Source organism: Escherichia sp. WS338 (assembly GCF_046486405.1).
Taxonomy (GTDB): domain Bacteria; phylum Pseudomonadota; class Gammaproteobacteria; order Enterobacterales; family Enterobacteriaceae; genus Escherichia; species Escherichia coli.
Map to the genome: position 1 here is coordinate 131,250 of NZ_JBJQLL010000007.1, position 24,924 is coordinate 156,173.

23 protein-coding genes are annotated in these 24,924 nt (G+C 51.8%); 15 read left to right on the forward strand and 8 right to left on the reverse strand.

The annotated features are described in order from the left end of the window. The first annotated feature begins 12 nt into the window (after positions 1-12). From murC to mutT, 9 genes are all read left to right on the forward strand, one after another. Positions 13-1,488, forward strand: a complete 1,476-nt coding sequence (gene murC, locus ACJHWT_RS08700) for a UDP-N-acetylmuramate--L-alanine ligase (protein ID WP_001096053.1) — start codon at positions 13-15, stop codon at positions 1,486-1,488. Next, positions 1,481-2,401: a D-alanine--D-alanine ligase gene (gene ddlB, locus ACJHWT_RS08705; protein WP_000130056.1), complete on the forward strand. Its 921-nt coding sequence runs from the start codon at positions 1,481-1,483 to the stop codon at positions 2,399-2,401. The genes murC and ddlB overlap by 8 nt, the downstream gene beginning before the upstream one ends. 1 nt (position 2,402) lies before the next feature. Further along, positions 2,403-3,233 carry a cell division protein FtsQ gene (ftsQ, locus tag ACJHWT_RS08710; RefSeq protein WP_000075744.1) on the forward strand — a complete coding sequence of 277 codons (831 nt, stop codon included), beginning with the start codon at positions 2,403-2,405 and terminating at the stop codon, positions 3,231-3,233. Further along, the gene (gene ftsA, locus ACJHWT_RS08715) at positions 3,230-4,492 is read left to right on the forward strand and encodes a cell division protein FtsA (RefSeq protein WP_000588474.1); all 1,263 of its coding nucleotides are present in this window, start codon (positions 3,230-3,232) and stop codon (positions 4,490-4,492) included. Before ftsQ ends, ftsA begins: the two co-directional genes overlap by 4 nt. A 60-nt stretch (positions 4,493-4,552) precedes the next feature. Further along, positions 4,553-5,704, forward strand: a complete 1,152-nt coding sequence (gene ftsZ, locus ACJHWT_RS08720) for a cell division protein FtsZ (RefSeq protein WP_000462776.1) — start codon at positions 4,553-4,555, stop codon at positions 5,702-5,704. Positions 5,705-5,804: 100 nt separating this feature from the next. Further along, complete coding sequence (lpxC, locus tag ACJHWT_RS08725) at positions 5,805-6,722, forward strand: UDP-3-O-acyl-N-acetylglucosamine deacetylase (protein WP_000595482.1); 918 nt, start codon at positions 5,805-5,807, stop codon at positions 6,720-6,722. A gap of 230 nt (positions 6,723-6,952) precedes the next feature. After that, positions 6,953-7,465 carry a secA translation cis-regulator SecM gene (secM, locus tag ACJHWT_RS08730; RefSeq protein ID WP_000014320.1) on the forward strand — a complete coding sequence of 171 codons (513 nt, stop codon included), beginning with the start codon at positions 6,953-6,955 and terminating at the stop codon, positions 7,463-7,465. 61 nt (positions 7,466-7,526) lie between these two features. Continuing rightward, on the forward strand, positions 7,527-10,232 hold the full coding sequence (gene secA / locus ACJHWT_RS08735; protein WP_000905780.1) for a preprotein translocase subunit SecA: 2,706 nt from the start codon (positions 7,527-7,529) through the stop codon (positions 10,230-10,232). Between the two features lie 59 nt (positions 10,233-10,291). Further along, positions 10,292-10,690: an 8-oxo-dGTP diphosphatase MutT gene (mutT, locus tag ACJHWT_RS08740; protein ID WP_000736051.1), complete on the forward strand. Its 399-nt coding sequence runs from the start codon at positions 10,292-10,294 to the stop codon at positions 10,688-10,690. Between the two features lie 201 nt (positions 10,691-10,891). On the opposite strand, the gene yacG is transcribed toward mutT, so the two are convergent. Genes yacG through coaE form a run of 3 tightly spaced genes read right to left on the reverse strand, consistent with a single transcriptional unit; the run spans position 10,892 to position 12,462 of the window. Beyond that, positions 10,892-11,089, reverse strand: a complete 198-nt coding sequence (gene yacG / locus ACJHWT_RS08745) for a DNA gyrase inhibitor YacG (RefSeq protein ID WP_000005042.1) — start codon at positions 11,087-11,089, stop codon at positions 10,892-10,894. 9 nt (positions 11,090-11,098) lie between these two features. After that, a complete protein-coding gene (gene zapD, locus ACJHWT_RS08750) occupies positions 11,099-11,842 on the reverse strand; it encodes a cell division protein ZapD (RefSeq protein WP_001194743.1) in 744 nt (247 codons plus the stop codon). Next, positions 11,842-12,462, reverse strand: a complete 621-nt coding sequence (gene coaE / locus ACJHWT_RS08755; RefSeq protein ID WP_001269512.1) for a dephospho-CoA kinase — start codon at positions 12,460-12,462, stop codon at positions 11,842-11,844. The genes zapD and coaE overlap by 1 nt, the downstream gene beginning before the upstream one ends. 24 nt (positions 12,463-12,486) lie before the next feature. Here coaE and ACJHWT_RS08760 point away from each other — a divergent pair, with 24 nt between their 5' ends. Together ACJHWT_RS08760 and guaC are read left to right on the forward strand one after the other, a co-directional pair. Next, positions 12,487-12,531 carry a protein YacM gene (locus tag ACJHWT_RS08760; protein WP_120795372.1) on the forward strand — a complete coding sequence of 15 codons (45 nt, stop codon included), beginning with the start codon at positions 12,487-12,489 and terminating at the stop codon, positions 12,529-12,531. A gap of 155 nt (positions 12,532-12,686) precedes the next feature. After that, a complete protein-coding gene (gene guaC, locus ACJHWT_RS08765; protein ID WP_001217338.1) occupies positions 12,687-13,730 on the forward strand; it encodes a GMP reductase in 1,044 nt (347 codons plus the stop codon). Positions 13,731-13,764: 34 nt separating this feature from the next. On the opposite strand, the gene hofC is transcribed toward guaC, so the two are convergent. The 4 genes from hofC to nadC form a co-directional block, all read right to left on the reverse strand. Continuing rightward, the gene (hofC, locus tag ACJHWT_RS08770) at positions 13,765-14,967 is read right to left on the reverse strand and encodes a protein transport protein HofC (RefSeq protein ID WP_410232325.1); all 1,203 of its coding nucleotides are present in this window, start codon (positions 14,965-14,967) and stop codon (positions 13,765-13,767) included. After that, a complete protein-coding gene (gene gspE, locus ACJHWT_RS08775; protein ID WP_001025165.1) occupies positions 14,957-16,342 on the reverse strand; it encodes a type II secretion system protein GspE in 1,386 nt (461 codons plus the stop codon). Before gspE ends, hofC begins: the two co-directional genes overlap by 11 nt. Before the next feature lie 9 nt (positions 16,343-16,351). Continuing rightward, positions 16,352-16,792, reverse strand: coding sequence for a prepilin peptidase-dependent pilin (gene ppdD / locus ACJHWT_RS08780; RefSeq protein WP_000360904.1), 441 nt, complete (start codon positions 16,790-16,792; stop codon positions 16,352-16,354). 202 nt (positions 16,793-16,994) lie between these two features. Beyond that, entirely contained in the window at positions 16,995-17,888 is an 894-nt protein-coding gene (nadC, locus tag ACJHWT_RS08785) for a carboxylating nicotinate-nucleotide diphosphorylase (protein ID WP_001135153.1), read from the reverse strand. Between the two features lie 87 nt (positions 17,889-17,975). Here nadC and ampD point away from each other — a divergent pair, with 87 nt between their 5' ends. Then, positions 17,976-18,527 carry a 1,6-anhydro-N-acetylmuramyl-L-alanine amidase AmpD gene (gene ampD, locus ACJHWT_RS08790; protein WP_000923730.1) on the forward strand — a complete coding sequence of 184 codons (552 nt, stop codon included), beginning with the start codon at positions 17,976-17,978 and terminating at the stop codon, positions 18,525-18,527. Then, positions 18,524-19,378, forward strand: coding sequence for a beta-lactamase regulator AmpE (gene ampE / locus ACJHWT_RS08795; RefSeq protein WP_000171975.1), 855 nt, complete (start codon positions 18,524-18,526; stop codon positions 19,376-19,378). Before ampD ends, ampE begins: the two co-directional genes overlap by 4 nt. Before the next feature lie 42 nt (positions 19,379-19,420). On the opposite strand, the gene aroP is transcribed toward ampE, so the two are convergent. Then, complete coding sequence (gene aroP, locus ACJHWT_RS08800) at positions 19,421-20,791, reverse strand: aromatic amino acid transporter AroP (RefSeq protein ID WP_000399017.1); 1,371 nt, start codon at positions 20,789-20,791, stop codon at positions 19,421-19,423. 543 nt (positions 20,792-21,334) lie between these two features. Between aroP and pdhR the strand changes: the two genes are divergently transcribed. Together pdhR and aceE are read left to right on the forward strand one after the other, a co-directional pair. Next, positions 21,335-22,099, forward strand: coding sequence for a pyruvate dehydrogenase complex transcriptional repressor PdhR (gene pdhR / locus ACJHWT_RS08805; protein WP_000331776.1), 765 nt, complete (start codon positions 21,335-21,337; stop codon positions 22,097-22,099). Positions 22,100-22,259: 160 nt separating this feature from the next. Beyond that, on the forward strand, positions 22,260-24,923 hold the full coding sequence (aceE, locus tag ACJHWT_RS08810; RefSeq protein WP_000003820.1) for a pyruvate dehydrogenase (acetyl-transferring), homodimeric type: 2,664 nt from the start codon (positions 22,260-22,262) through the stop codon (positions 24,921-24,923). The last annotated feature ends 1 nt before the right edge of the window (position 24,924 follow it).

Below are 24,924 nucleotides of genomic sequence, written 5' to 3' on the forward strand. Positions count from 1 at the left end.
ATGGCGTAAAGAATGAATACACAACAATTGGCAAAACTGCGTTCCATCGTGCCCGAAATGCGTCGCGTTCGGCACATACATTTTGTCGGCATCGGTGGTGCCGGTATGGGCGGTATTGCCGAAGTTCTGGCCAATGAAGGTTATCAGATCAGTGGTTCCGATTTAGCGCCAAATCCGGTCACGCAGCAGTTAATGAATCTTGGGGCGACGATTTATTTCAACCATCGCCCAGAAAACGTACGTGATGCCAGCGTGGTCGTTGTTTCCAGCGCGATTTCTGCCGATAACCCGGAAATTGTCGCAGCTCATGAAGCGCGTATTCCGGTGATTCGTCGCGCGGAAATGCTGGCTGAGTTAATGCGTTTTCGTCATGGCATCGCCATTGCCGGAACGCACGGCAAAACGACAACCACTGCGATGGTTTCCAGCATCTACGCAGAAGCGGGGCTCGACCCAACCTTCGTTAACGGCGGGCTGGTAAAAGCGGCGGGTGTTCATGCGCGTTTGGGGCATGGTCGATACCTGATTGCCGAAGCGGATGAGAGCGATGCATCGTTCCTCCATTTGCAACCGATGGTGGCGATTGTCACCAATATCGAAGCCGACCACATGGATACCTACCAGGGCGACTTTGAGAATTTAAAACAGACCTTTATTAATTTTCTGCACAACCTGCCGTTTTACGGTCGTGCGGTGATGTGTGTTGATGATCCGGTGATCCGCGAATTGTTACCGCGTGTGGGGCGTCAGACTACGACTTACGGCTTCAGCGAAGATGCCGACGTGCGTGTAGAAGATTATCAGCAGATTGGCCCGCAGGGGCACTTTACGCTGCTGCGCCAGGACAAAGAGCCGATGCGCGTCACCCTGAATGCGCCAGGCCGTCATAACGCGCTGAACGCCGCAGCTGCGGTTGCGGTTGCTACGGAAGAGGGAATTGACGACAAGGCTATTTTGCGTGCGCTGGAGAGCTTCCAGGGGACTGGTCGCCGTTTTGATTTCCTCGGTGAATTCCCGCTGGAGCCAGTGAATGGTAAGAGCGGTACGGCAATGCTGGTCGATGACTACGGCCACCACCCGACGGAAGTGGACGCCACCATTAAAGCGGCGCGTGCAGGCTGGCCGGATAAAAACCTGGTAATGCTGTTTCAGCCGCACCGTTTTACCCGTACGCGCGACCTGTATGATGATTTCGCCAATGTGCTGACGCAGGTTGATACCCTGTTGATGCTGGAAGTGTATCCGGCTGGCGAAGCGCCAATTCCGGGAGCGGACAGCCGTTCGCTGTGTCGCACAATTCGTGGACGCGGGAAAATTGATCCCATTCTGGTGCCGGACCCGGCGCAGGTAGCCGAGATGCTGGCACCGGTATTAACCGGTAACGACCTGATTCTCGTTCAGGGGGCTGGTAATATCGGAAAAATTGCCCGTTCTTTAGCTGAAATCAAACTGAAGCCGCAAACTCCGGAGGAAGAACAACATGACTGATAAAATCGCGGTCCTGTTGGGCGGGACCTCCGCTGAGCGGGAAGTTTCTCTGAATTCTGGTGCAGCGGTGTTAGCCGGGCTGCGTGAAGGCGGTATTGACGCGTATCCTGTCGACCCGAAAGAAGTCGACGTGACGCAACTGAAGTCGATGGGCTTTCAGAAAGTGTTTATCGCGCTACATGGTCGCGGCGGTGAAGATGGCACGCTGCAGGGTATGCTCGAGCTGATGGGCTTGCCTTATACCGGCAGCGGAGTGATGGCATCTGCGCTTTCAATGGATAAACTACGCAGCAAATTGCTTTGGCAGGGCGCTGGTTTACCGGTAGCGCCGTGGGTAGCATTAACCCGCGCAGAGTTTGAAAAAGGCCTGAGCGATAAGCAGTTAGCAGAAATTTCTGCCTTAGGTTTGCCGGTTATCGTTAAGCCGAGCCGCGAAGGTTCCAGTGTGGGAATGTCAAAAGTAGTAGCAGAAAATGCTCTACAAGATGCATTAAGATTGGCATTTCAGCACGATGAAGAAGTATTGATTGAAAAATGGCTAAGTGGGCCGGAGTTCACGGTTGCGATACTCGGTGAAGAAATTTTACCGTCAATACGTATTCAACCGTCCGGAACCTTCTATGATTATGAGGCGAAGTATCTCTCTGATGAGACACAGTATTTCTGCCCCGCAGGTCTGGAAGCGTCACAAGAGGCCAATTTGCAGGCATTAGTGCTGAAAGCATGGACGACGTTAGGTTGCAAAGGATGGGGACGTATTGACGTTATGCTGGACAGCGATGGACAGTTTTATCTGCTGGAAGCCAATACCTCACCGGGTATGACCAGCCACAGCTTGGTGCCGATGGCGGCACGTCAGGCAGGTATGAGCTTCTCGCAGTTGGTAGTACGAATTCTGGAACTGGCGGACTAATATGTCGCAGGCTGCTCTGAACACGCGAAACAGCGAAGAAGAGGTTTCTTCTCGCCGCAATAATGGAACGCGTCTGGCGGGGATCCTTTTCCTGCTGACCGTTTTAACGACAGTGTTGGTGAGCGGCTGGGTCGTGTTGGGCTGGATGGAAGATGCGCAACGCCTGCCGCTCTCAAAGCTGGTGTTGACCGGTGAACGCCATTACACGCGTAATGACGATATCCGGCAGTCGATCCTGGCATTGGGTGAGCCAGGTACCTTTATGACCCAGGATGTCAACATCATCCAGACGCAAATAGAACAACGCCTGCCGTGGATTAAGCAGGTGAGCGTCAGAAAGCAGTGGCCTGATGAATTGAAGATTCATCTGGTTGAATATGTGCCGATTGCGCGGTGGAATGATCAACATATGGTAGACGCGGAAGGAAACACTTTCAGCGTGCCGCCAGATCGCACCAGCAAGCAGGTGCTTCCAATGCTGTATGGCCCGGAAGGCAGCGCCAATGAAGTGTTGCAGGGCTATCGCGAAATGGGGCAGATGCTGGCAAAGGACAGATTTACTCTGAAGGAAGCGGCGATGACCGCGCGGCGTTCCTGGCAGTTGACGCTGAATAACGATATTAAGCTCAATCTTGGCCGGGGCGATACGATGAAACGTTTGGCTCGCTTTGTAGAACTTTATCCGGTTTTACAGCAGCAGGCGCAAACCGATGGCAAACGGATTAGCTACGTTGATTTGCGTTATGACTCTGGAGCGGCAGTAGGCTGGGCGCCCTTGCCGCCAGAGGAATCTACTCAGCAACAAAATCAGGCACAGGCAGAACAACAATGATCAAGGCGACGGACAGAAAACTGGTAGTAGGACTGGAGATTGGTACCGCGAAGGTTGCCGCTTTAGTAGGGGAAGTTCTGCCCGACGGTATGGTCAATATCATTGGCGTGGGCAGCTGCCCGTCGCGTGGTATGGATAAAGGCGGGGTGAACGACCTCGAATCCGTGGTCAAGTGCGTACAACGCGCCATTGACCAGGCAGAATTGATGGCAGATTGTCAGATCTCTTCGGTATATCTGGCGCTTTCTGGTAAGCACATCAGCTGCCAGAATGAAATTGGTATGGTGCCTATTTCTGAAGAAGAAGTGACGCAAGAAGATGTGGAAAACGTCGTCCATACCGCGAAATCGGTGCGTGTGCGCGATGAGCATCGTGTGCTGCATGTGATCCCGCAAGAGTATGCGATTGACTATCAGGAAGGGATCAAGAATCCGGTAGGACTTTCGGGCGTGCGGATGCAGGCAAAAGTGCACCTGATCACATGTCACAACGATATGGCGAAAAACATCGTCAAAGCGGTTGAACGTTGTGGGTTGAAAGTTGACCAACTGATATTTGCCGGACTGGCATCAAGTTATTCGGTATTGACGGAAGATGAACGTGAACTGGGTGTCTGCGTCGTCGATATCGGTGGTGGTACAATGGATATCGCCGTTTATACCGGTGGGGCATTGCGCCACACTAAGGTAATTCCTTATGCTGGCAATGTCGTGACCAGTGATATCGCTTACGCCTTTGGCACGCCGCCAAGCGACGCCGAAGCGATTAAAGTTCGCCACGGTTGTGCGCTGGGTTCCATCGTTGGAAAAGATGAGAGCGTGGAAGTGCCGAGCGTAGGCGGTCGTCCACCGCGGAGTCTGCAACGTCAGACCCTGGCAGAGGTGATCGAGCCGCGCTATACCGAGCTGCTCAACCTGGTCAACGAAGAGATATTGCAGTTGCAGGAAAAGCTTCGCCAACAAGGGGTTAAACATCACCTGGCGGCAGGCATTGTTTTAACTGGTGGCGCAGCGCAGATCGAAGGTCTTGCAGCCTGTGCTCAGCGCGTGTTTCATACGCAAGTGCGTATCGGCGCGCCGCTGAACATTACCGGTTTAACGGATTATGCTCAGGAGCCGTATTATTCGACGGCGGTGGGATTGCTTCACTATGGGAAAGAGTCACATCTTAACGGTGAAGCTGAAGTAGAAAAACGTGTTACAGCATCAGTTGGCTCGTGGATCAAGCGACTCAATAGTTGGCTGCGAAAAGAGTTTTAATTTTTATGAGGCCGACGATGATTACGGCCTCAGGCGACAGGCACAAATCGGAGAGAAACTATGTTTGAACCAATGGAACTTACCAATGACGCGGTGATTAAAGTCATCGGCGTCGGCGGCGGCGGCGGTAATGCTGTTGAACACATGGTGCGCGAGCGCATTGAAGGTGTTGAATTCTTCGCGGTAAATACCGATGCACAAGCGCTGCGTAAAACAGCGGTTGGACAGACGATTCAAATCGGTAGCGGTATCACCAAAGGACTGGGAGCTGGCGCAAATCCAGAAGTTGGCCGTAATGCGGCTGATGAGGATCGCGATGCACTGCGTGCGGCGCTGGAAGGTGCAGACATGGTCTTTATTGCTGCGGGTATGGGTGGTGGTACCGGTACTGGTGCAGCACCAGTTGTCGCTGAAGTGGCAAAAGATTTGGGGATCCTGACCGTTGCTGTCGTGACTAAGCCTTTCAACTTTGAAGGCAAGAAGCGTATGGCATTCGCTGAGCAGGGGATCACTGAACTGTCCAAGCATGTGGACTCTCTGATCACTATCCCTAACGACAAACTGCTGAAAGTCTTGGGCCGCGGTATCTCCCTGCTGGATGCATTTGGCGCAGCGAACGATGTACTGAAAGGTGCTGTGCAAGGTATCGCTGAACTGATTACTCGTCCAGGCCTGATGAACGTGGACTTTGCAGACGTACGTACCGTAATGTCTGAAATGGGCTACGCAATGATGGGTTCTGGTGTGGCGAGCGGCGAAGACCGTGCGGAAGAAGCTGCTGAAATGGCTATCTCCTCTCCGCTGCTGGAAGATATCGATCTGTCTGGCGCGCGCGGCGTGCTGGTTAACATCACGGCGGGCTTCGACCTGCGTCTGGATGAGTTCGAAACGGTAGGTAACACCATCCGTGCATTTGCATCCGACAACGCAACTGTCGTTATCGGTACTTCTCTTGACCCGGATATGAATGACGAGCTGCGCGTAACCGTTGTTGCGACAGGTATCGGTATGGACAAACGTCCTGAAATCACCCTGGTGACCAATAAGCAGGTTCAGCAGCCAGTGATGGATCGCTACCAGCAGCACGGGATGGCACCGCTGACTCAGGAGCAGAAACCGGTTGCTAAAGTCGTGAATGACAACGCACCGCAAACTGCGAAAGAGCCGGATTATCTGGATATCCCAGCATTCCTGCGTAAGCAAGCTGATTAAGAATTGACTGGAATTTGGGTTTCGAGGCTCTTTGTGCTAAACTGGCCCGCCGAATGTATAGTACACTTCGGTTGGATAGGTAATTTGGCGAGATAATACGATGATCAAACAAAGGACACTTAAACGTATCGTTCAGGCGACGGGTGTCGGTTTACATACCGGCAAGAAAGTCACCCTGACGTTACGCCCTGCGCCGGCCAACACCGGGGTCATCTATCGTCGCACCGACTTGAATCCACCGGTAGATTTCCCGGCCGATGCCAAATCTGTGCGTGATACCATGCTCTGTACGTGTCTGGTCAACGAGCATGATGTACGGATTTCAACCGTAGAGCACCTCAATGCTGCTCTCGCGGGCCTGGGCATCGATAACATTGTTATCGAAGTTAACGCGCCGGAAATCCCGATCATGGACGGCAGCGCCGCTCCGTTTGTATACCTGCTGCTTGACGCCGGTATCGACGAGTTGAACTGCGCCAAGAAATTTGTTCGCATCAAAGAGACTGTTCGTGTCGAAGATGGCGATAAGTGGGCTGAATTTAAGCCGTACAATGGTTTTTCGCTGGATTTCACCATCGATTTTAACCATCCGGCTATTGATTCCAGCAACCAGCGCTATGCGATGAACTTCTCCGCTGATGCGTTTATGCGCCAGATCAGCCGTGCGCGTACGTTCGGTTTCATGCGTGATATCGAATATCTGCAGTCCCGTGGTTTGTGCCTGGGCGGCAGCTTCGATTGTGCCATCGTTGTTGACGATTATCGCGTACTGAACGAAGACGGCCTGCGTTTTGAAGACGAATTTGTGCGTCACAAAATGCTCGATGCGATCGGTGACTTGTTCATGTGTGGTCACAATATTATTGGTGCATTTACCGCTTATAAATCTGGTCATGCACTGAATAACAAACTGCTGCAGGCTGTCCTTGCAAAACAGGAAGCCTGGGAATATGTGACCTTCCAGGACGACGCAGAACTGCCGTTGGCCTTCAAAGCGCCTTCAGCCGTACTGGCATAACGACATTTATACTGTCGTATAAAATTCGACTGGCAAATCTGGCACTCTCTCCGGCCAGATGAACCAGTCGTTTTTTTTTGAATTTTATAAGAACGATAAAAAACGGTGCGAACGCTGTTTTCTTAAGCATTTTTACGCACAACTTATCTTCATTCGTGCTGTGGACTTCAGGCTTTAATGATAAGATTTGTGCGCTAAATACGTTTGAATACGATCGGGATGGCAATAACGTGAGTGGAATACTGACGCGCTGGCGACAGTTTGGTAAACGCTACTTCTGGCCGCATCTCTTATTAGGGATGGTCGCGGCGAGTTTAGGTTTGCCTGCGCTCAGCAACGCCGCCGAACCAAACGCGCCCGCAAAAGCGACAACCCGCAACCACGAGCCTTCAGCCAAAGTTAACTTTGGTCAATTGGCCTTGCTGGAAGCGAACACGCGCCGCCCGAATTCGAACTATTCCGTTGATTACTGGCATCAACATGCCATTCGCACGGTAATCCGTCATCTTTCCTTCGCAATGGCACCGCAAACGCTGCCCGTTGCTGAAGAATCTTTGCCTCTTCAGGCGCAACATCTTGCATTACTGGATACGCTCAGCGCGCTGTTGACCCAGGAAGGCACGCCGTCTGAAAAGGGTTATCGCATTGATTATGCGCATTTTACCCCGCAAGCAAAATTCAGCACGCCCGTCTGGATAAGCCAGGCGCAAGGCATCCGTGCTGGCCCTCAACGCCTCAGCTAACAACAATAAACCTTTACTTCATTTTATTGACTCCGCAACGCGGGGCGTTTGAGATTTTATTATGCTAATCAAATTATTAACTAAAGTTTTCGGTAGTCGTAACGATCGCACCCTGCGCCGGATGCGCAAAGTCGTCAACATCATCAATGCCATGGAACCGGAGATGGAAAAACTCTCCGACGAAGAACTGAAAGGGAAAACCGCAGAGTTTCGTGCACGTCTGGAAAAAGGCGAAGTGCTGGAAAATCTGATCCCAGAAGCTTTCGCTGTGGTGCGTGAGGCAAGTAAGCGCGTCTTTGGTATGCGTCACTTCGACGTTCAGTTACTCGGCGGTATGGTTCTTAACGAACGCTGCATCGCGGAAATGCGTACCGGTGAAGGTAAAACCCTGACCGCAACGCTGCCTGCTTACCTGAACGCATTAACCGGTAAGGGGGTACACGTTGTTACCGTCAACGATTACCTGGCGCAACGTGACGCCGAAAACAACCGTCCGTTGTTTGAATTCCTCGGCCTGACAGTCGGCATCAACCTGCCGGGCATGCCAGCACCGGCAAAGCGCGAAGCTTACGCAGCTGACATCACTTACGGTACGAACAACGAATACGGCTTTGACTACCTGCGCGATAACATGGCGTTCAGCCCTGAAGAACGTGTACAGCGTAAACTGCACTATGCGCTGGTGGACGAAGTGGACTCCATCCTGATCGATGAAGCGCGTACACCGCTGATCATTTCCGGCCCGGCAGAAGACAGCTCGGAAATGTATAAACGCGTGAATAAAATTATTCCGCACCTGATCCGTCAGGAAAAAGAAGACTCCGAAACCTTCCAGGGCGAAGGCCACTTCTCGGTGGACGAAAAATCTCGCCAGGTGAACCTGACCGAACGTGGTCTGGTGCTGATTGAAGAACTGCTGGTGAAAGAAGGCATCATGGATGAAGGGGAGTCTCTGTACTCTCCGGCCAACATCATGCTGATGCACCACGTAACGGCGGCGCTGCGCGCTCATGCGCTGTTTACCCGAGACGTCGACTACATCGTTAAAGATGGTGAAGTTATCATCGTTGACGAACACACCGGTCGTACCATGCAGGGACGTCGTTGGTCCGATGGCCTGCATCAGGCAGTGGAAGCGAAAGAAGGAGTACAGATCCAGAACGAAAACCAGACGCTGGCGTCGATCACCTTCCAGAACTACTTCCGTTTGTATGAAAAACTGGCGGGCATGACCGGTACTGCTGATACCGAAGCTTTCGAATTTAGCTCAATCTACAAACTGGATACCGTTGTTGTTCCAACCAACCGTCCGATGATTCGTAAAGATCTGCCAGATCTGGTCTATATGACTGAAGCAGAAAAAATCCAGGCGATCATCGAAGATATCAAAGAGCGTACTGCGAAGGGCCAGCCAGTGCTGGTGGGTACTATCTCCATCGAAAAATCGGAATTGGTGTCAAACGAGCTGACCAAAGCCGGTATCAAACACAACGTTCTGAACGCCAAATTCCACGCTAACGAAGCAGCGATTGTTGCACAAGCGGGTTATCCGGCGGCGGTGACTATCGCGACTAACATGGCGGGTCGTGGTACAGATATTGTGCTCGGTGGTAGCTGGCAGGCAGAAGTTGCCGCGCTGGAAAATCCGACCGCAGAGCAAATTGAAAAAATCAAAGCCGACTGGCAGGTGCGTCACGATGCGGTACTGGCTGCAGGTGGTCTGCATATCATCGGTACAGAACGTCACGAATCTCGTCGTATCGATAACCAGCTACGCGGTCGTTCTGGGCGCCAGGGGGATGCCGGTTCTTCACGTTTCTACCTGTCGATGGAAGATGCGCTGATGCGTATTTTTGCTTCTGACCGTGTTTCCGGCATGATGCGTAAACTGGGTATGAAACCAGGCGAAGCCATCGAGCACCCGTGGGTGACCAAAGCGATTGCCAACGCCCAGCGTAAAGTTGAAAGCCGTAACTTCGACATTCGTAAGCAACTGCTGGAATATGATGACGTGGCTAACGATCAGCGTCGCGCCATTTACTCCCAGCGTAACGAACTGCTGGATGTCAGCGATGTGAGTGAAACCATCAACAGCATTCGTGAAGATGTGTTCAAAGCGACCATTGATGCCTACATTCCGCCACAGTCGCTGGAAGAAATGTGGGATATTCCGGGGCTGCAGGAACGTCTGAAGAACGATTTCGACCTCGATTTGCCGATTGCCGAGTGGCTGGACAAAGAGCCAGAACTGCATGAAGAGACGCTGCGTGAGCGTATTCTGGCGCAGTCCATCGAAGTGTATCAGCGTAAAGAAGAAGTGGTTGGCGCTGAGATGATGCGTCACTTCGAGAAAGGCGTCATGCTGCAAACGCTTGACTCCCTGTGGAAAGAGCACCTGGCGGCGATGGATTATCTGCGTCAAGGTATCCACCTGCGTGGCTATGCACAGAAAGATCCGAAGCAGGAATACAAACGTGAATCGTTCTCCATGTTTGCAGCGATGCTGGAGTCGCTGAAATATGAAGTCATCAGCACGCTGAGCAAAGTCCAGGTACGTATGCCTGAAGAGGTTGAAGAGCTGGAACAACAGCGTCGTATGGAAGCCGAGCGTTTAGCGCAAATGCAGCAGCTTAGCCATCAGGATGACGACTCTGCAGCCGCAGCTGCACTGGCGGCACAAACCGGTGAACGCAAAGTTGGACGTAATGATCCTTGCCCGTGCGGTTCTGGTAAAAAATACAAGCAGTGCCATGGTCGCCTGCAATAAAAGCTAACAATTGAAGTAAAAGGCGCAGGATTCTGCGCCTTTTTTATAGGTTTAAGACAATGAAAAAGCTGCAAATTGCGGTAGGTATTATTCGCAACGAGAACAATAAAATCTTTATAACGCGTCGCGCCGCAGATGCGCACATGGCGAATAAACTGGAGTTTCCCGGCGGTAAAATTGAAATGGGTGAAACGCCGGAACAGGCGGTGGTGCGTGAACTTCAGGAAGAAGTCGGGATTACCCCACAACATTTTTCGCTATTTGAAATACTGGAATATGAATTCCCGGACAGGCATATAACACTGTGGTTCTGGCTGGTCGAAAGCTGGGAAGGGGAGCCGTGGGGTAAAGAAGGGCAACCCGGTGAGTGGATGTCGCTGGTCGGTCTGAATGCCGATGATTTTCCGCCAGCCAATGAACCGGTACTTGCGAAGCTTAAGCGTGTGTATGTCGGATAGGCGTTTATGCCGCATCCAACATTTGCACAAGATGCCCGATGCGACGCTGGCGCGTCTTATCAGTATCTACAATTTTAACATGTTGATATGTAAGGTCTTGTAGGTCGGATAAGGCGTTCCCGCCGCATCCGACATTTGCACACGATGCCTGATGCGACGCTGCCCGCGTCTTATCAGGCCAGCGTCGCATCAGATAAAATGTCACTGCTTTGGCTCTTCGCTCCAGTCATCGCTTTCGGAAAGATCGCCACTGCTGGGGATTCGTTTTTCTTCAGCAGCCCATTCTCCGAGGTCGATCAGCTGACAACGTTTGGAGCAAAATGGCCGAAACGGGCTGATTTCACCCCACACCACCGTTTTCCCGCAGGTTGGGCAATTCACCGTAATAGTTTCTGACATTTTTACTCCTTAGCAACAGGCCAGTTCGAAATCCAGACGTTCCGGTACCTGTCCGTTTTCACTGTCCAGCGGCATAAAACGAATGGCAAAACGGCTCTTATGACCGGAAATTTGCGGATAAAGCTGTGAATCGAGTGACAGATTCAGGCGCAGCAAGTCGGCATCGCCACCGTTATCCTGATAAAAACCATTCAGGCTGGTTTGTTTACGGAAGGGGGCCGACTGGCGAATTAAATCCAGCACCATGGTAAGTGCCTGGGTGAGCGGGTTCAGGCTGGCAATCCAGGTTTCTACCTGGCTGTCGCGCTGCGCCTGGGGTAGATGCAGCCAAATGTGCAATGTAGGTAAATCAAAGCTACAACAGCCGCCGGGGATGCTCAGTCGCTGACGCACCAGGGCAATCAAACGATCTTCACGCAGAAATTGCCCGATACGGGGCGCGGAAATTAATACGCTCCCCGCCGCTTTTAACTGCTGAATTAATGCTTCAATACGGCTCTGGTCCACGCCAGGCACGCCAATCCAGGTCTGGAGTTTACGTTGCTGCCGGTCAAGTTCTTTCAACAACTCAGTGCGGACTTCGCCGCGCTCGAAAACATCCAGCAATTCACTGACATTGCGGAAGAAATGCAGAGCGCCAGCGTAGTCAACGACGGGCAAATTTACGGTGAGTTGTTGAATTAAAAACTCAATGCGCAGCCATGTACGCATTTTTTCATTTAGTGGATGTTCAAAAAGGACCTGGGTCTGCATTACGGTTTTTCCTGTGAGACAAACTGCGACGCAAGCTGCAAATAGTGTGCGTGCAGGCGGGCAACATCCGATGCGATAGCATCCGGTGCGCCGTTATTATCAATGACGTCATCTGCCACGGCAAGGCGGGCTTCGCGCGTTGCCTGAGCAGCAAGAATTTGTTCAACATGCTCGCGAGTGACATCATCGCGCTGCATGGTGCGTTTAAGTTGCGTTTCTGGGCTGACATCCACCACCAGCACTCGATTCGCTTTTTTATACAATGAGTTTTCTACCAGCAATGGCACAACCCAAAGTACATAGGGGGAAGATGCTTGCTGGATCTGGTGTTGCGTCTCTTGCTGAATCAGCGGATGCAGCAGGGCGTTAAGCCAGTTTTTCTCTTCCGGGTTGGCGAAAATCCGCTCGCGCAAGGCCCGGCGCTGCAATGTTCCATCAGCAGCAATCATGTTAGCGCCAAAGTGATCAGCAATGGCATGTAGCGCAGGTGCACCTGGTTCAACCACCTGACGCGCAATAATATCGGCATCAATGACGTTAATTCCGAGATCAGCAAACGCATTGGCAACGGTACTCTTGCCACTGCCAATGCCTCCCGTTAAGGCAACTATATACCTCATAATTTATATTCCCGGGAATTCATCATGATTATCAAAACGTTAAAAATGAGCGCACGAAAGCGAAATTGATGAAACGTTCGCTCACTATTTACCAGGTAAATTTATGGGATTGTAGCGTAAAAAAAGACAATTTCGCAGTCTTGCGCCGCATTGATTAGTGCGTATGATAGCGTCACTGGAGTTGCGCTCTTACCCTTATAGCCATTAACCCCAGGAATCCGCACATGCGTATTGAAGAAGATCTGAAGTTAGGTTTTAAAGACGTTCTCATCCGCCCTAAACGCTCCACTCTTAAAAGCCGTTCCGATGTTGAACTGGAACGTCAATTCACCTTTAAACATTCAGGTCAGAGCTGGTCCGGCGTGCCGATTATTGCCGCAAATATGGACACCGTAGGCACATTTTCTATGGCCTCTGCGCTGGCTTCTTTTGATATTCTGACTGCTGTGCATAAACACTATTCTGTCGAAGAGTGGCAAGCGTTTATCAACAATTCTTCCGCTGATGTGCTGAAACATGTGATGGTTTCTACCGGTACGTCTGATGCGGATTTCGAAAAAACTAAACAGATTCTCGACCTGAACCCGGCATTAAACTTCGTTTGTATTGACGTGGCGAATGGTTATTCTGAACACTTCGTGCAGTTCGTTGCGAAAGCGCGTGAAGCGTGGCCGACCAAAACCATTTGTGCTGGCAACGTAGTGACTGGTGAAATGTGTGAGGAGCTTATCCTCTCCGGTGCTGATATCGTTAAAGTTGGCATTGGCCCAGGTTCTGTTTGTACAACTCGCGTCAAAACAGGCGTCGGTTATCCGCAACTTTCTGCGGTGATCGAATGTGCCGATGCTGCGCATGGTCTGGGCGGAATGATCGTCAGCGACGGTGGCTGCACCACGCCGGGCGATGTCGCGAAAGCCTTTGGCGGCGGTGCCGATTTCGTCATGCTTGGCGGCATGCTGGCGGGCCACGAAGAGAGCGGCGGTCGCATCGTTGAGGAGAACGGCGAGAAATTTATGCTGTTCTACGGCATGAGCTCCGAGTCTGCGATGAAACGTCACGTTGGCGGCGTTGCGGAATATCGCGCAGCAGAAGGTAAAACCGTTAAGCTGCCGCTGCGAGGCCCGGTTGAAAATACCGCGCGTGATATTTTGGGCGGCCTGCGTTCAGCTTGTACATACGTTGGGGCTTCACGCCTGAAAGAGCTGACCAAGCGCACTACGTTTATCCGTGTACAGGAACAAGAAAACCGCATCTTCAACAATCTGTAATCTCCCAATGCTGGCGTGGAGTAACACGCCAGCGTTATCCCATCCCACTCATCGCATCGCCTAAATGGAAAATTGGCAAATACATTGCCACCACTAGCGTACCGATAATTCCTCCCGTTATGACCAGCAACACCGGTTCGAGCAAGGCTGCAAGGTTATCCGCCAGCGCCATGGTGTTATCCCGATGATGACGGGCGAGGTTGTCTAACATGAGATCCAGCGAACCGGATGCCTCTCCTGTTCTCACTAATTGCAAACAGAGCGGGCTAAACTCACCGGCATTTTTTAGCGCCAGCCAGATGGGATGACCGTTACTGATATCGTGCTGGATTTGTGTCAGAAGTTGCTCCCAATACGGACAGCGCATTGTTGCTCTGACGCTCTCTACGCCCTGTAAAAAAGTAATGCCTGCACTTTGTGTCAGCGCCAGAATCGTAAAGATCTGCGTGAGTTTTTGTCCTCGCATCAGTGAACCCATAATTGGGATGCGTAACAGTAATTTTTGCCTCACGATGAGCCAGGTCGGGCGGCGCATCAGCAACTTATTGGCTATCGCCAGCAGAAAGCCGAACAACACCAGCAGCCAGCCCCATTCGCCACTAAAGTCTGCCAGCGTCATGATCCCCTGCGTTAGTACCGGTAGTGGGGTGTTGAAGGTCTTATAAATAGCAGCAAACTCCGGCAGCACAAAATGCAGCATTGCCACAACCACCATGATTGCCATCGCTAAAATGATGATGGGATAACGCAACGCTGATTTCACTTTATCGGCTAACTGACGTTGGGCTTTTTGCTGTCGAGCAAGTTCAAAGCAACATTCATCTAACTTACCAGTCAATTCCCCCGTGCGGATCATTGCCTGATAGAGCGGCGGAAATACCTCTGACCAGGGTAATAAGACATTGGAAAAAGCAATGCCCTGTTCGAGATCGTGCGCCAGCGATTGCAGCAACGCTTGCCATTGCTTACTGGGATGCTGTTCCGCCAGCAGTGCCAGCCCTTCAGAAAGCGTTAACCCGGCTTTGAGTAGCGTCGCCAGTTGATGAATGACTTCCGCGCTTTTATCTCCTCGCCACTGCGCAGAATTGATGGCGATTCGCTTCAGGCTAAGTGGGGTAACCATCTGTTGCTGTAGTGCTATGAGCAGCAAAGCACGGCTCTCTGCCCATAGCATCCCATCTTGCGCATTGCCGCCGCCGGTTATGCCACGCCAGCGCCAGAGTTGCTTACTCGCCATGCGGCATTCCCAATACGCGGATTAACTCTTCAAAGGTGGTTAAGCCTTGCTCCACGGCCAGGCAGCCGTTTTCAAAAAGCGTTCGCATACCCGCCTGTCGGGCGTGCGTTTCCAGCGATTCAACGTCGGTATTAGCGGAAATAAGCTGACGTATGAACGGTGTTATGGGCAGAACTTCAAATAAGGCCGTGCGACCATAAAAACCGTGGTAGCAATGTACACAACCGGGTGCTTGCCAGCGGGGCAGCGGCGACGGCCATACATTGTCTGGAATATGGATGGGCTCCCCTTGCTGCAGGCGGCAATGTGGGCAAAGTTTGCGTACCAGACGCTGGGCTATTACCAGCGTAAGCGCCGATGAGAGCATCCAGCGGGCGACTCCCATTTGCTGTAAACGTACCAGTGTTTCAGTGGTGGAATTGGTGTGTAGGGTAGACAACACCAGGTGACCGGTTTGCGCCGCTTTAATAGCGATCTCTGCTGTTTCGCCATCGCGGATCTCTCCGATCATGATGACGTCAGGGTCCTGGCGCAATAACGCACGCAAAACGCCCTGAAAGGTAAGACCGGCACGCGGATGGATTTGCGTCTGGTTTAGTCCGGCTATGGGGATCTCAACCGGATCTTCGACGCTACAAATATTAATGTCAGCGGTATTCAGCGTTTGCAGGGCACTATAAAGCGTGACCGTTTTGCCGCTGCCTGTAGGGCCAGTTACCAGCACCAGTCCCTGTGGTTGTTGCAAGGCATGAGCAAAGTCCGCCAGTTGTAACGGCTGCATCCCTAGCGTGTTGACATCCAGTGCCTGGCTCACCTGCTGTAACAACCTTAATACCACCTTTTCACCACCCCGGCATGGTAAGGTCGCAATACGAAATGAGACGGCGTTTCCTGCCAGTTCGACAGTGAATTGCCCGTCCTGCGGCAGGCGATGTTCCGCAATATCCAGGTTGCCCAGCACTTTTAATCTGGCGGTTAATGCGACTCCGGCATCCGGTAAAACATCCGGTAAAGGATGCAATACACCGTCGATACGCAAGCGGATGCGGTAGGCATTGTCCGCTGGTTCGATATGAATATCAGACGCGCGTTGTTCCAGCGCAGATTGTAACGTTCGAGTCAGCAACTCTGCTTTGGGCTGATGCTTCTCATGAATAGCTACGGGCAATGTCTGTTGGGTGCGACTGGCGTGACCTTCCATTTGTTGGCGCGTCCAGCAGGTGATCTCAATACGTTTGGTGGTAGCGAAATGCAATGCGTCCAGTAGCTCATGCGAAGGGGCATCGACCACCGCAACATGAACCACCTCTTCGCTGGCATCCAGCAAGACTCCCTGATAACGCAGACACAGGGCGGTGAGCTGTGGAATATTCATTGCCGCTCCTTAGTTGGCGTCATCAAAGCGAAAGACATCTTCGCAGGCTTGCTGCAATGCGCTGTCACTTTGAATATTGCAGTTGCGCGTCCAGCCGGTGACGCCGTTTGCGTTATCCCAACCCGGTGTCATGACGACGCTTAGCCCATTGAGACTTTCTTGCCCGGTCAGCGACACCACGCCCTTTGCCACACTCATGGCTGAAACATAGCGGGTGGTGGTAGGCGAGGGAATGCCATTGCTGCCACCGTCGCAGGTATCTAATCCACCATGTTCCAGCGCGCACAACTCTACGGCGGTACGGTAAGGCACAAAGGTTTGTAGCATGTCGGTGAGTGCGGCTTTGCGCAGGTAGTTTTGATAAGCGGGAATACCAATGGCGCTTAAAATGGCAATGATGCCAATAACCACCATCAGTTCGATAAGTGTAAAACCGCGTTGCTTGTCCATTTGTTTCGCTCCTTGATTTGGTTGGCGCTACTTTGGCAAACGCCATCAGCACAAGCGAGGGGCAAAAAACGAAACGGGAAAGCAGCTTCCGGAGTTTTTTATTACGTTGCAGCGAAAGACAAGAAATTTGCGAGGCGTTACGAAGAAAGTTGGGAAAGGGGAGATTATCCGCCCGCGATGGAGCGGATAAATCTGTCAGCAATCAGCGAAAACGCATTGAAAGGTCGAGTGCCTGTACGTGTTTAGTTAGCGCACCGACGGAGATAAAGTCCACGCCCGTTTCGGCAAATTCGCGCAGTGTTTTGTCAGTGACGTTGCCAGACACTTCCAGTAGCGCCTTGCCGTTGGTGCGTTTGACGGCTTCGCGCATCTGTTCTGTTTCGAAGTTATCCAGCATGATGATATCGGCACCTGCTTTCAGGGCTTCATCAAGTTCTTCCAGATTCTCTACTTCGACTTCTACTGGCGCATCTGGGTGCAGCCAGGACGCTTTTTCGACCGCCTGGCGCACTGAGCCGGAGGCAATAATATGGTTTTCTTTGATCAGGAAGGCATCAGAAAGCCCCAGGCGGTGATTCGCTCCGCCGCCGCAAAGTACCGCGTATTTCAGAGCTGAACGCAGGCCGGGTAAGGTTTTGCGCGTATCCAACAACTGCGTGTTGGTGCCCTCCAGTAATTCGACATAGTGGCGTACCTTACTGGCAACCCCTGAAAGGGTTTGCACAAAATTAAGTGCAGTGCGTTCGCCCGTTAACAGCACGCGGGATGGGCCTTCAAGTTCGAACAAGGGTTCATTGGCGTTGATGACATCGCCGTCATCCACATGCCAGATTATGGTGACATCGTCGCCTGCCAGTTGAATAAACACCTCTTCAACCCAGCGTTTGCCGCAAAATACGCCATTCTCGCGTGTGATCACTGTGGCATGAGAGCGAGAGTTTTCCGGTAAAAGTTTTGCCGTAATGTCATTGTTGGCATCGACTGTTCCGCCTAAATCTTCCCGCAGCGCCTGGGCCACCGCGCCGGGGATATCGAGATTAATGCGTTCCAGCAGCTCGTCACGTCGGGTGTCAGGGTTATAGCGGCGAGGCGGCATGTTAAAACTCCAGATAGCTAACGAATCATAAGGTAGAAACATGCTACTCTGAACCGGGTATTAGCACCACATATAAGGAGATCCTGCATGTTGTTAGAACAGGGGTGGCTGGTTGGCGCGCGCCGCGTTCCCTCACCACATTACGATTGCCGCCCGGATGACGAAACACCCACCCTGCTGGTGGTGCACAATATTAGCCTGCCGCCAGGCGAGTTTGGAGGTCCGTGGATCGACGCATTATTCACTGGAACTATTGATCCGCAGGCGCATCCTTTCTTTGCTGAGATCGCCCATTTGCGCGTCTCCGCTCACTGTTTGATTCGCCGCGATGGTGAAATAGTCCAGTATGTTCCTTTCGATAAACGTGCCTGGCATGCCGGAGTCTCTCAGTATCAGGGGCGCGAACGCTGCAATGATTTTTCTATTGGGATTGAGCTGGAAGGCACCGATACGCTGGCGTATACCGATGCGCAGTATCAACAGCTTGTGGCGGTTACGCGGGCACTGATTGATCGCTATCCAGATATCGCTAATAACATGACGGGCCATTGTGATATTGCGCCGGATCGGAAAACCGATCCCGGTCCTGCATTTGATTGGGCACGGTTTCGTGCACTGGTCAGCAAGGAGACAACATGACGCTATTTACAACCTTACTGGTGTTAATTTTCGAGCGCCTGTTTAAGTTGGGCGAGCACTGGCAGATTGATCATCGTCTTGAAGCGTTCTTTCGGCGGGTGAAACATTTTTCTCTCGGGCGCACATTAGGCATGACCATTATTGCGATGGGCGTGACTTTTTTACTGTTACGCGCATTGCAGGGAGTATTGTTCAACGTTCCCACGCTGCTGGTGTGGCTGCTGATTGGTTTGCTGTGTATTGGCGCAGGTAAAGTTCGTCTTCATTATCATGCTTATCTGACAGCTGCTTCACGTAATGATAGCCATGCCCGTGCCACGATGGCTGGCGAACTCACCATGATTCACGGCGTCCCGGCAGGCTGCGATGAACGTGAGTATTTGCGTGAGCTGCAAAATGCATTGCTGTGGATTAACTTTCGTTTTTATCTTGCTCCGCTGTTCTGGCTGATTGTGGGGGGAACCTGGGGACCCGTTACGCTGATGGGGTATGCGTTTTTGCGTGCATGGCAATACTGGCTGGCGCGATACCAGACGCCGCATCATCGTTTACAGTCCGGCATTGATGCCGTGCTTCATGTACTGGATTGGGTGCCGGTTCGTCTTGCGGGTGTGGTATATGCCTTGATCGGTCATGGTGAGAAAGCGTTACCGGCCTGGTTTGCTTCGCTGGGTGATTTCCATACTTCGCAATATCAGGTATTAACGCGTCTGGCACAGTTCTCTCTGGCGCGTGAACCGCATGTCGATAAGGTGGAGACGCCAAAGGCAGCGGTTTCAATGGCGAAGAAAACCTCGTTCGTGGTCGTGGTGGTAATTGCGCTACTGACGATTTACGGGGCGTTGGTGTAAAGATTATTGCCCTCACCCTGCACGGGTGAGGGCGTAGAGAGATTAATGCGCTTTTACGGCTTTGGCGGTTTTCTCTTTAAACAGATAGCCGATACCTAACACGATCAGCCATACCGGGATCAGGTATACCGAAATCGCCATTCCTGGGGTCATCAGCATAATCACCAGTACCGCCGCCATAAACAGCAGGCAGATCCAGTTACCCAGCGGATAAAGCAGAGCAGGGAAGCGAGTTACCACGCCTTGTTCCTGCTTGGCACGACGGAATTTCATATGCGCCAGACTGATCATCGCCCAGTTGATGACCAGTGCAGATACCACCAGCGCCATTAACAGTCCGAAAGCGGACTCTGGGGCAAGGTAGTTAATCAGTACGCACAATGCCGTAACCAGCGCAGACACCAGAATAGTGTTAACCGGTACGCCGCGTTTATCGACAGACGCCAGCGCTTTTGGCGCGTTCCCTTGTTGTGCCAGACCGAACAGCATACGGCTGTTGCAATATACGCAGCTGTTGTACACGGAGAGCGCAGCAGTCAGTACCACGATATTCAGCGCATTCGCTACAAAGGTATCGCCTAACTCGTGGAAGATCAGCACAAACGGACTGGTATCGGCGGTAACGCGGGTCCACGGCATTAGTGAGAGCAGAACGGCTAACGAACCAATATAGAAAATCAGGATGCGGTAGATAACCTGGTTAGTTGCTTTCGGGATACTTTGCTCCGGGTTATCAGCTTCTGCTGCGGTGATCCCCACCAGTTCCAGACCACCGAAAGAGAACATGATAATCGCCATCATCATCACCAGACCGGTGAAGCCGTGTGGCAGGAAACCACCCTGATCCCACAGGTTGCTAACGCTCGCCTGCGGGCCGCCGTTGCCGCTGAATAGCAGCCAGGCACCGAAGATGATCATCGCTACCACCGCGATAACTTTGATAATGGCAAACCAGAACTCCATCTCGCCAAACACTTTTACGTTTGTCAGGTTGATGGCGTTGATCACCACAAAGAACACGGCGGCAGAAACCCAGGTTGGGATTTCCGGATACCAGAACTGAATGTATTTACCCACGGCAGTCAGCTCTGCCATGGCAACTAAAACGTACAGTACCCAGTAGTTCCAGCCAGAGGCGAAACCGGCAAAACTGCCCCAGTATTTATAAGCAAAGTGGCTAAAGGAGCCTGCGACAGGTTCTTCGACCACCATTTCACCTAGCTGACGCATGATCAGAAAGGCGATAAAACCAGCAATGGCGTAACCCAGGATAATCCCTGGCCCTGCGGACTGTATTACGGAGGCGCTACCCAGGAATAGCCCTGTCCCTATCGCGCCACCCAGCGCGATAAGCTGAATATGGCGGTTTTTAAGGCCGCGCTTTAGCTGCTCGCCGTGCTGTTGACCTTCCATTATGAAACCTCGTGCGGTGATTGTTTTTTTGATCTACGCAGTGATGCGTGTGTAAGTTTGCAATTCCGTTTTTTGTATTAATTTGTTTACATCAAAGACGTTTGAATTGTTACAAAAGGACTTCCGTCAGATAAAGAATAATGGTATACGGCAGCGAATGCACCCGCTTTATGCATGGTTGAAGATGAGTTGCTTAAAAAGGAACCGTTTGTAAAGGTCAGCCTCAAATCCCCTCAACATACAAAATGAATATAAATTCATTATTTTTGAATTAAAAATCGATAAATTGGTAAGTGAATCGGTTCAATTCGGATTTTTATAGTTTAATAATCGTTAAAAAATCCCTTTCTTACGTAAAGTCTACATTTGTGCATAGTTACAACTTTGAAACGTTATATATGTCAAGTTGTTAAAATGTGCACAGTTTCATGATTTCAATCAAAACCTGTATGGACATAAGGTGAATACTTTGTTACTTTAGCGTCACAGACATGAAATTGGTAAGACCAATTGACTTCGGCAAGTGGCTTAAGACAGGAACTCATGGCCTACAGCAAAATCCGCCAACCAAAACTCTCCGATGTGATTGAGCAGCAACTGGAGTTTTTGATCCTCGAAGGCACTCTCCGCCCGGGCGAAAAACTCCCACCGGAACGCGAACTGGCAAAACAGTTTGACGTCTCCCGTCCCTCATTGCGTGAGGCGATTCAACGTCTCGAAGCGAAGGGCTTGTTGCTTCGTCGCCAGGGTGGCGGCACTTTTGTCCAGAGCAGCCTATGGCAAAGCTTCAGCGATCCGCTGGTGGAGCTGCTCTCCGACCATCCTGAATCACAGTATGACTTGCTCGAAACACGACACGCCCTGGAAGGTATCGCCGCTTATTACGCCGCGCTGCGTAGTACCGATGAAGACAAGGAACGCATCCGTGAACTCCACCACGCCATAGAGCTGGCGCAGCAGTCTGGCGATCTGGACGCGGAATCAAATGCCGTACTCCAGTATCAGATTGCCGTCACCGAAGCGGCCCACAATGTGGTTCTGCTTCATCTGCTAAGGTGTATGGAGCCGATGTTGGCCCAGAATGTCCGCCAGAACTTCGAATTGCTCTATTCGCGTCGCGAGATGCTGCCGCTGGTGAGTAGTCACCGCACCCGCATATTTGAAGCGATTATGGCCGGTAAGCCGGAAGAAGCGCGCGAAGCATCGCATCGCCATCTGGCCTTTATCGAAGAAATTTTGCTCGACAGAAGCCGTGAAGAGAGCCGCCGTGAGCGTTCTCTACGTCGTCTGGAGCAACGAAAGAATTAGTGATTTTTCTGGTAAAAATTATCCAGAAGATGTTGTAAATCAAGCGCATATAAAAGCGCGGCAACTAAACGTAGAACCTGTCTTATTGAGCTTTCCGGCGAGAGTTCAATGGGACAGGTTCCAGAAAACTCAACGTTATTAGATAGATAAGGAATAACCCATGTCAGAACGTTTCCCAAATGACGTGGATCCGATCGAAACTCGCGACTGGCTCCAGGCGATCGAATCGGTCATCCGTGAAGAAGGTGTTGAGCGTGCTCAGTATCTGATCGACCAACTGCTTGCTGAAGCCCGCAAAGGCGGTGTCAACGTAGCCGCAGGCACCGGTATCAGCAACTACATCAACACCATCCCCGTTGAAGAACAACCGGAGTATCCGGGTAATCTGGAACTGGAACGCCGTATTCGTTCAGCTATCCGCTGGAACGCCATCATGACGGTGCTGCGTGCGTCGAAAAAAGACCTCGAACTGGGCGGCCACATGGCGTCCTTCCAGTCTTCCGCAACCATTTATGATGTGTGCTTTAACCACTTCTTCCGTGCACGCAACGAGCAGGATGGCGGCGACCTGGTTTACTTCCAGGGCCACATCTCCCCGGGTGTTTACGCTCGTGCTTTCCTGGAAGGTCGTCTGACTCAGGAGCAGCTGGATAACTTCCGTCAGGAAGTTCACGGCAATGGCCTCTCTTCCTATCCGCACCCGAAACTGATGCCGGAATTCTGGCAGTTCCCGACCGTATCTATGGGTCTGGGGCCGATTGGTGCTATTTACCAGGCTAAATTCCTGAAATATCTGGAACACCGTGGCCTGAAAGATACCTCTAAACAAACCGTTTACGCGTTCCTCGGCGACGGTGAAATGGACGAACCGGAATCCAAAGGTGCGATCACCATCGCTACCCGTGAAAAACTGGATAACCTGGTTTTCGTTATCAACTGTAACCTGCAGCGTCTTGACGGCCCGGTCACCGGTAACGGCAAGATCATCAACGAACTGGAAGGCATCTTCGAAGGTGCTGGCTGGAACGTGATCAAAGTGATGTGGGGTAGCCGTTGGGATGAACTGCTGCGTAAAGATACCAGCGGTAAACTGATCCAGCTGATGAACGAAACCGTTGACGGCGACTACCAGACCTTCAAATCGAAAGATGGTGCGTACGTTCGTGAACACTTCTTCGGTAAATATCCTGAAACCGCAGCACTGGTTGCAGACTGGACTGACGAACAGATCTGGGCACTGAACCGTGGTGGTCACGATCCGAAGAAAATCTACGCTGCATTTAAGAAAGCGCAGGAAACCAAAGGCAAAGCGACGGTAATCCTTGCTCATACCATTAAAGGTTACGGCATGGGCGACGCGGCTGAAGGTAAAAACATCGCGCACCAGGTTAAGAAAATGAACATGGACGGCGTGCGTCACATCCGCGACCGTTTCAATGTGCCGGTGTCTGATGCCGATATCGAAAAATTGCCGTACATCACCTTCCCGGAAGGTTCTGAAGAGCATACCTATCTGCACGCTCAGCGTCAGAAACTGCACGGTTATCTGCCAAGCCGTCAGCCGAACTTCACCGAGAAGCTTGAGCTGCCGAGCCTGCAAGACTTCGGCGCGCTGCTGGAAGAGCAGAGCAAAGAGATCTCTACCACTATCGCTTTCGTTCGTGCCCTGAACGTAATGCTGAAGAACAAGTCGATCAAAGATCGTCTGGTACCGATCATCGCCGACGAAGCGCGTACTTTCGGTATGGAAGGTCTGTTCCGTCAGATTGGTATTTACAGCCCGAACGGTCAGCAGTACACCCCGCAGGACCGCGAGCAGGTTGCTTACTATAAAGAAGACGAGAAAGGTCAGATTCTGCAGGAAGGGATCAACGAGCTGGGCGCTGGGTGTTCCTGGCTGGCAGCGGCGACCTCTTACAGCACCAACAATCTGCCGATGATTCCGTTCTACATCTATTACTCGATGTTCGGCTTCCAGCGTATCGGCGATCTGTGCTGGGCGGCTGGTGACCAGCAAGCGCGTGGCTTCCTGATCGGCGGTACTTCCGGTCGTACCACCCTGAACGGCGAAGGTCTGCAGCACGAAGATGGTCACAGCCACATTCAGTCGCTGACTATCCCGAACTGTATCTCTTACGACCCGGCTTACGCTTACGAAGTTGCTGTCATTATGCATGACGGTCTGGAGCGTATGTACGGTGAGAAACAAGAGAACGTTTACTACTACATCACTACGCTGAACGAAAACTACCACATGCCAGCAATGCCGGAAGGTGCTGAGGAAGGTATCCGTAAAGGTATCTACAAACTCGAAACCATTGAAGGTAGCAAAGGTAAAGTTCAGCTGCTGGGCTCCGGTTCTATCCTGCGTCACGTCCGTGAAGCAGCAGAGATCCTGGCGAAAGATTACGGCGTAGGTTCTGACGTTTATAGCGTGACTTCCTTCACCGAACTGGCGCGTGATGGTCAGGATTGTGAACGCTGGAACATGCTGCACCCGCTGGAAACTCCGCGCGTTCCGTATATCGCTCAGGTGATGAACGACGCTCCGGCAGTGGCATCTACCGACTATATGAAACTGTTCGCTGAGCAGGTCCGTACTTACGTACCGGCTGACGACTACCGCGTACTGGGTACTGATGGCTTCGGTCGTTCCGACAGCCGTGAGAACCTGCGTCACCACTTTGAAGTTGATGCTTCTTATGTCGTGGTTGCGGCGCTGGGCGAACTGGCTAAACGTGGCGAAATCGATAAGAAAGTGGTTGCTGACGCAATCGCCAAATTCAACATCGATGCAGATAAAGTTAACCCGCGTCTGGCGTAAG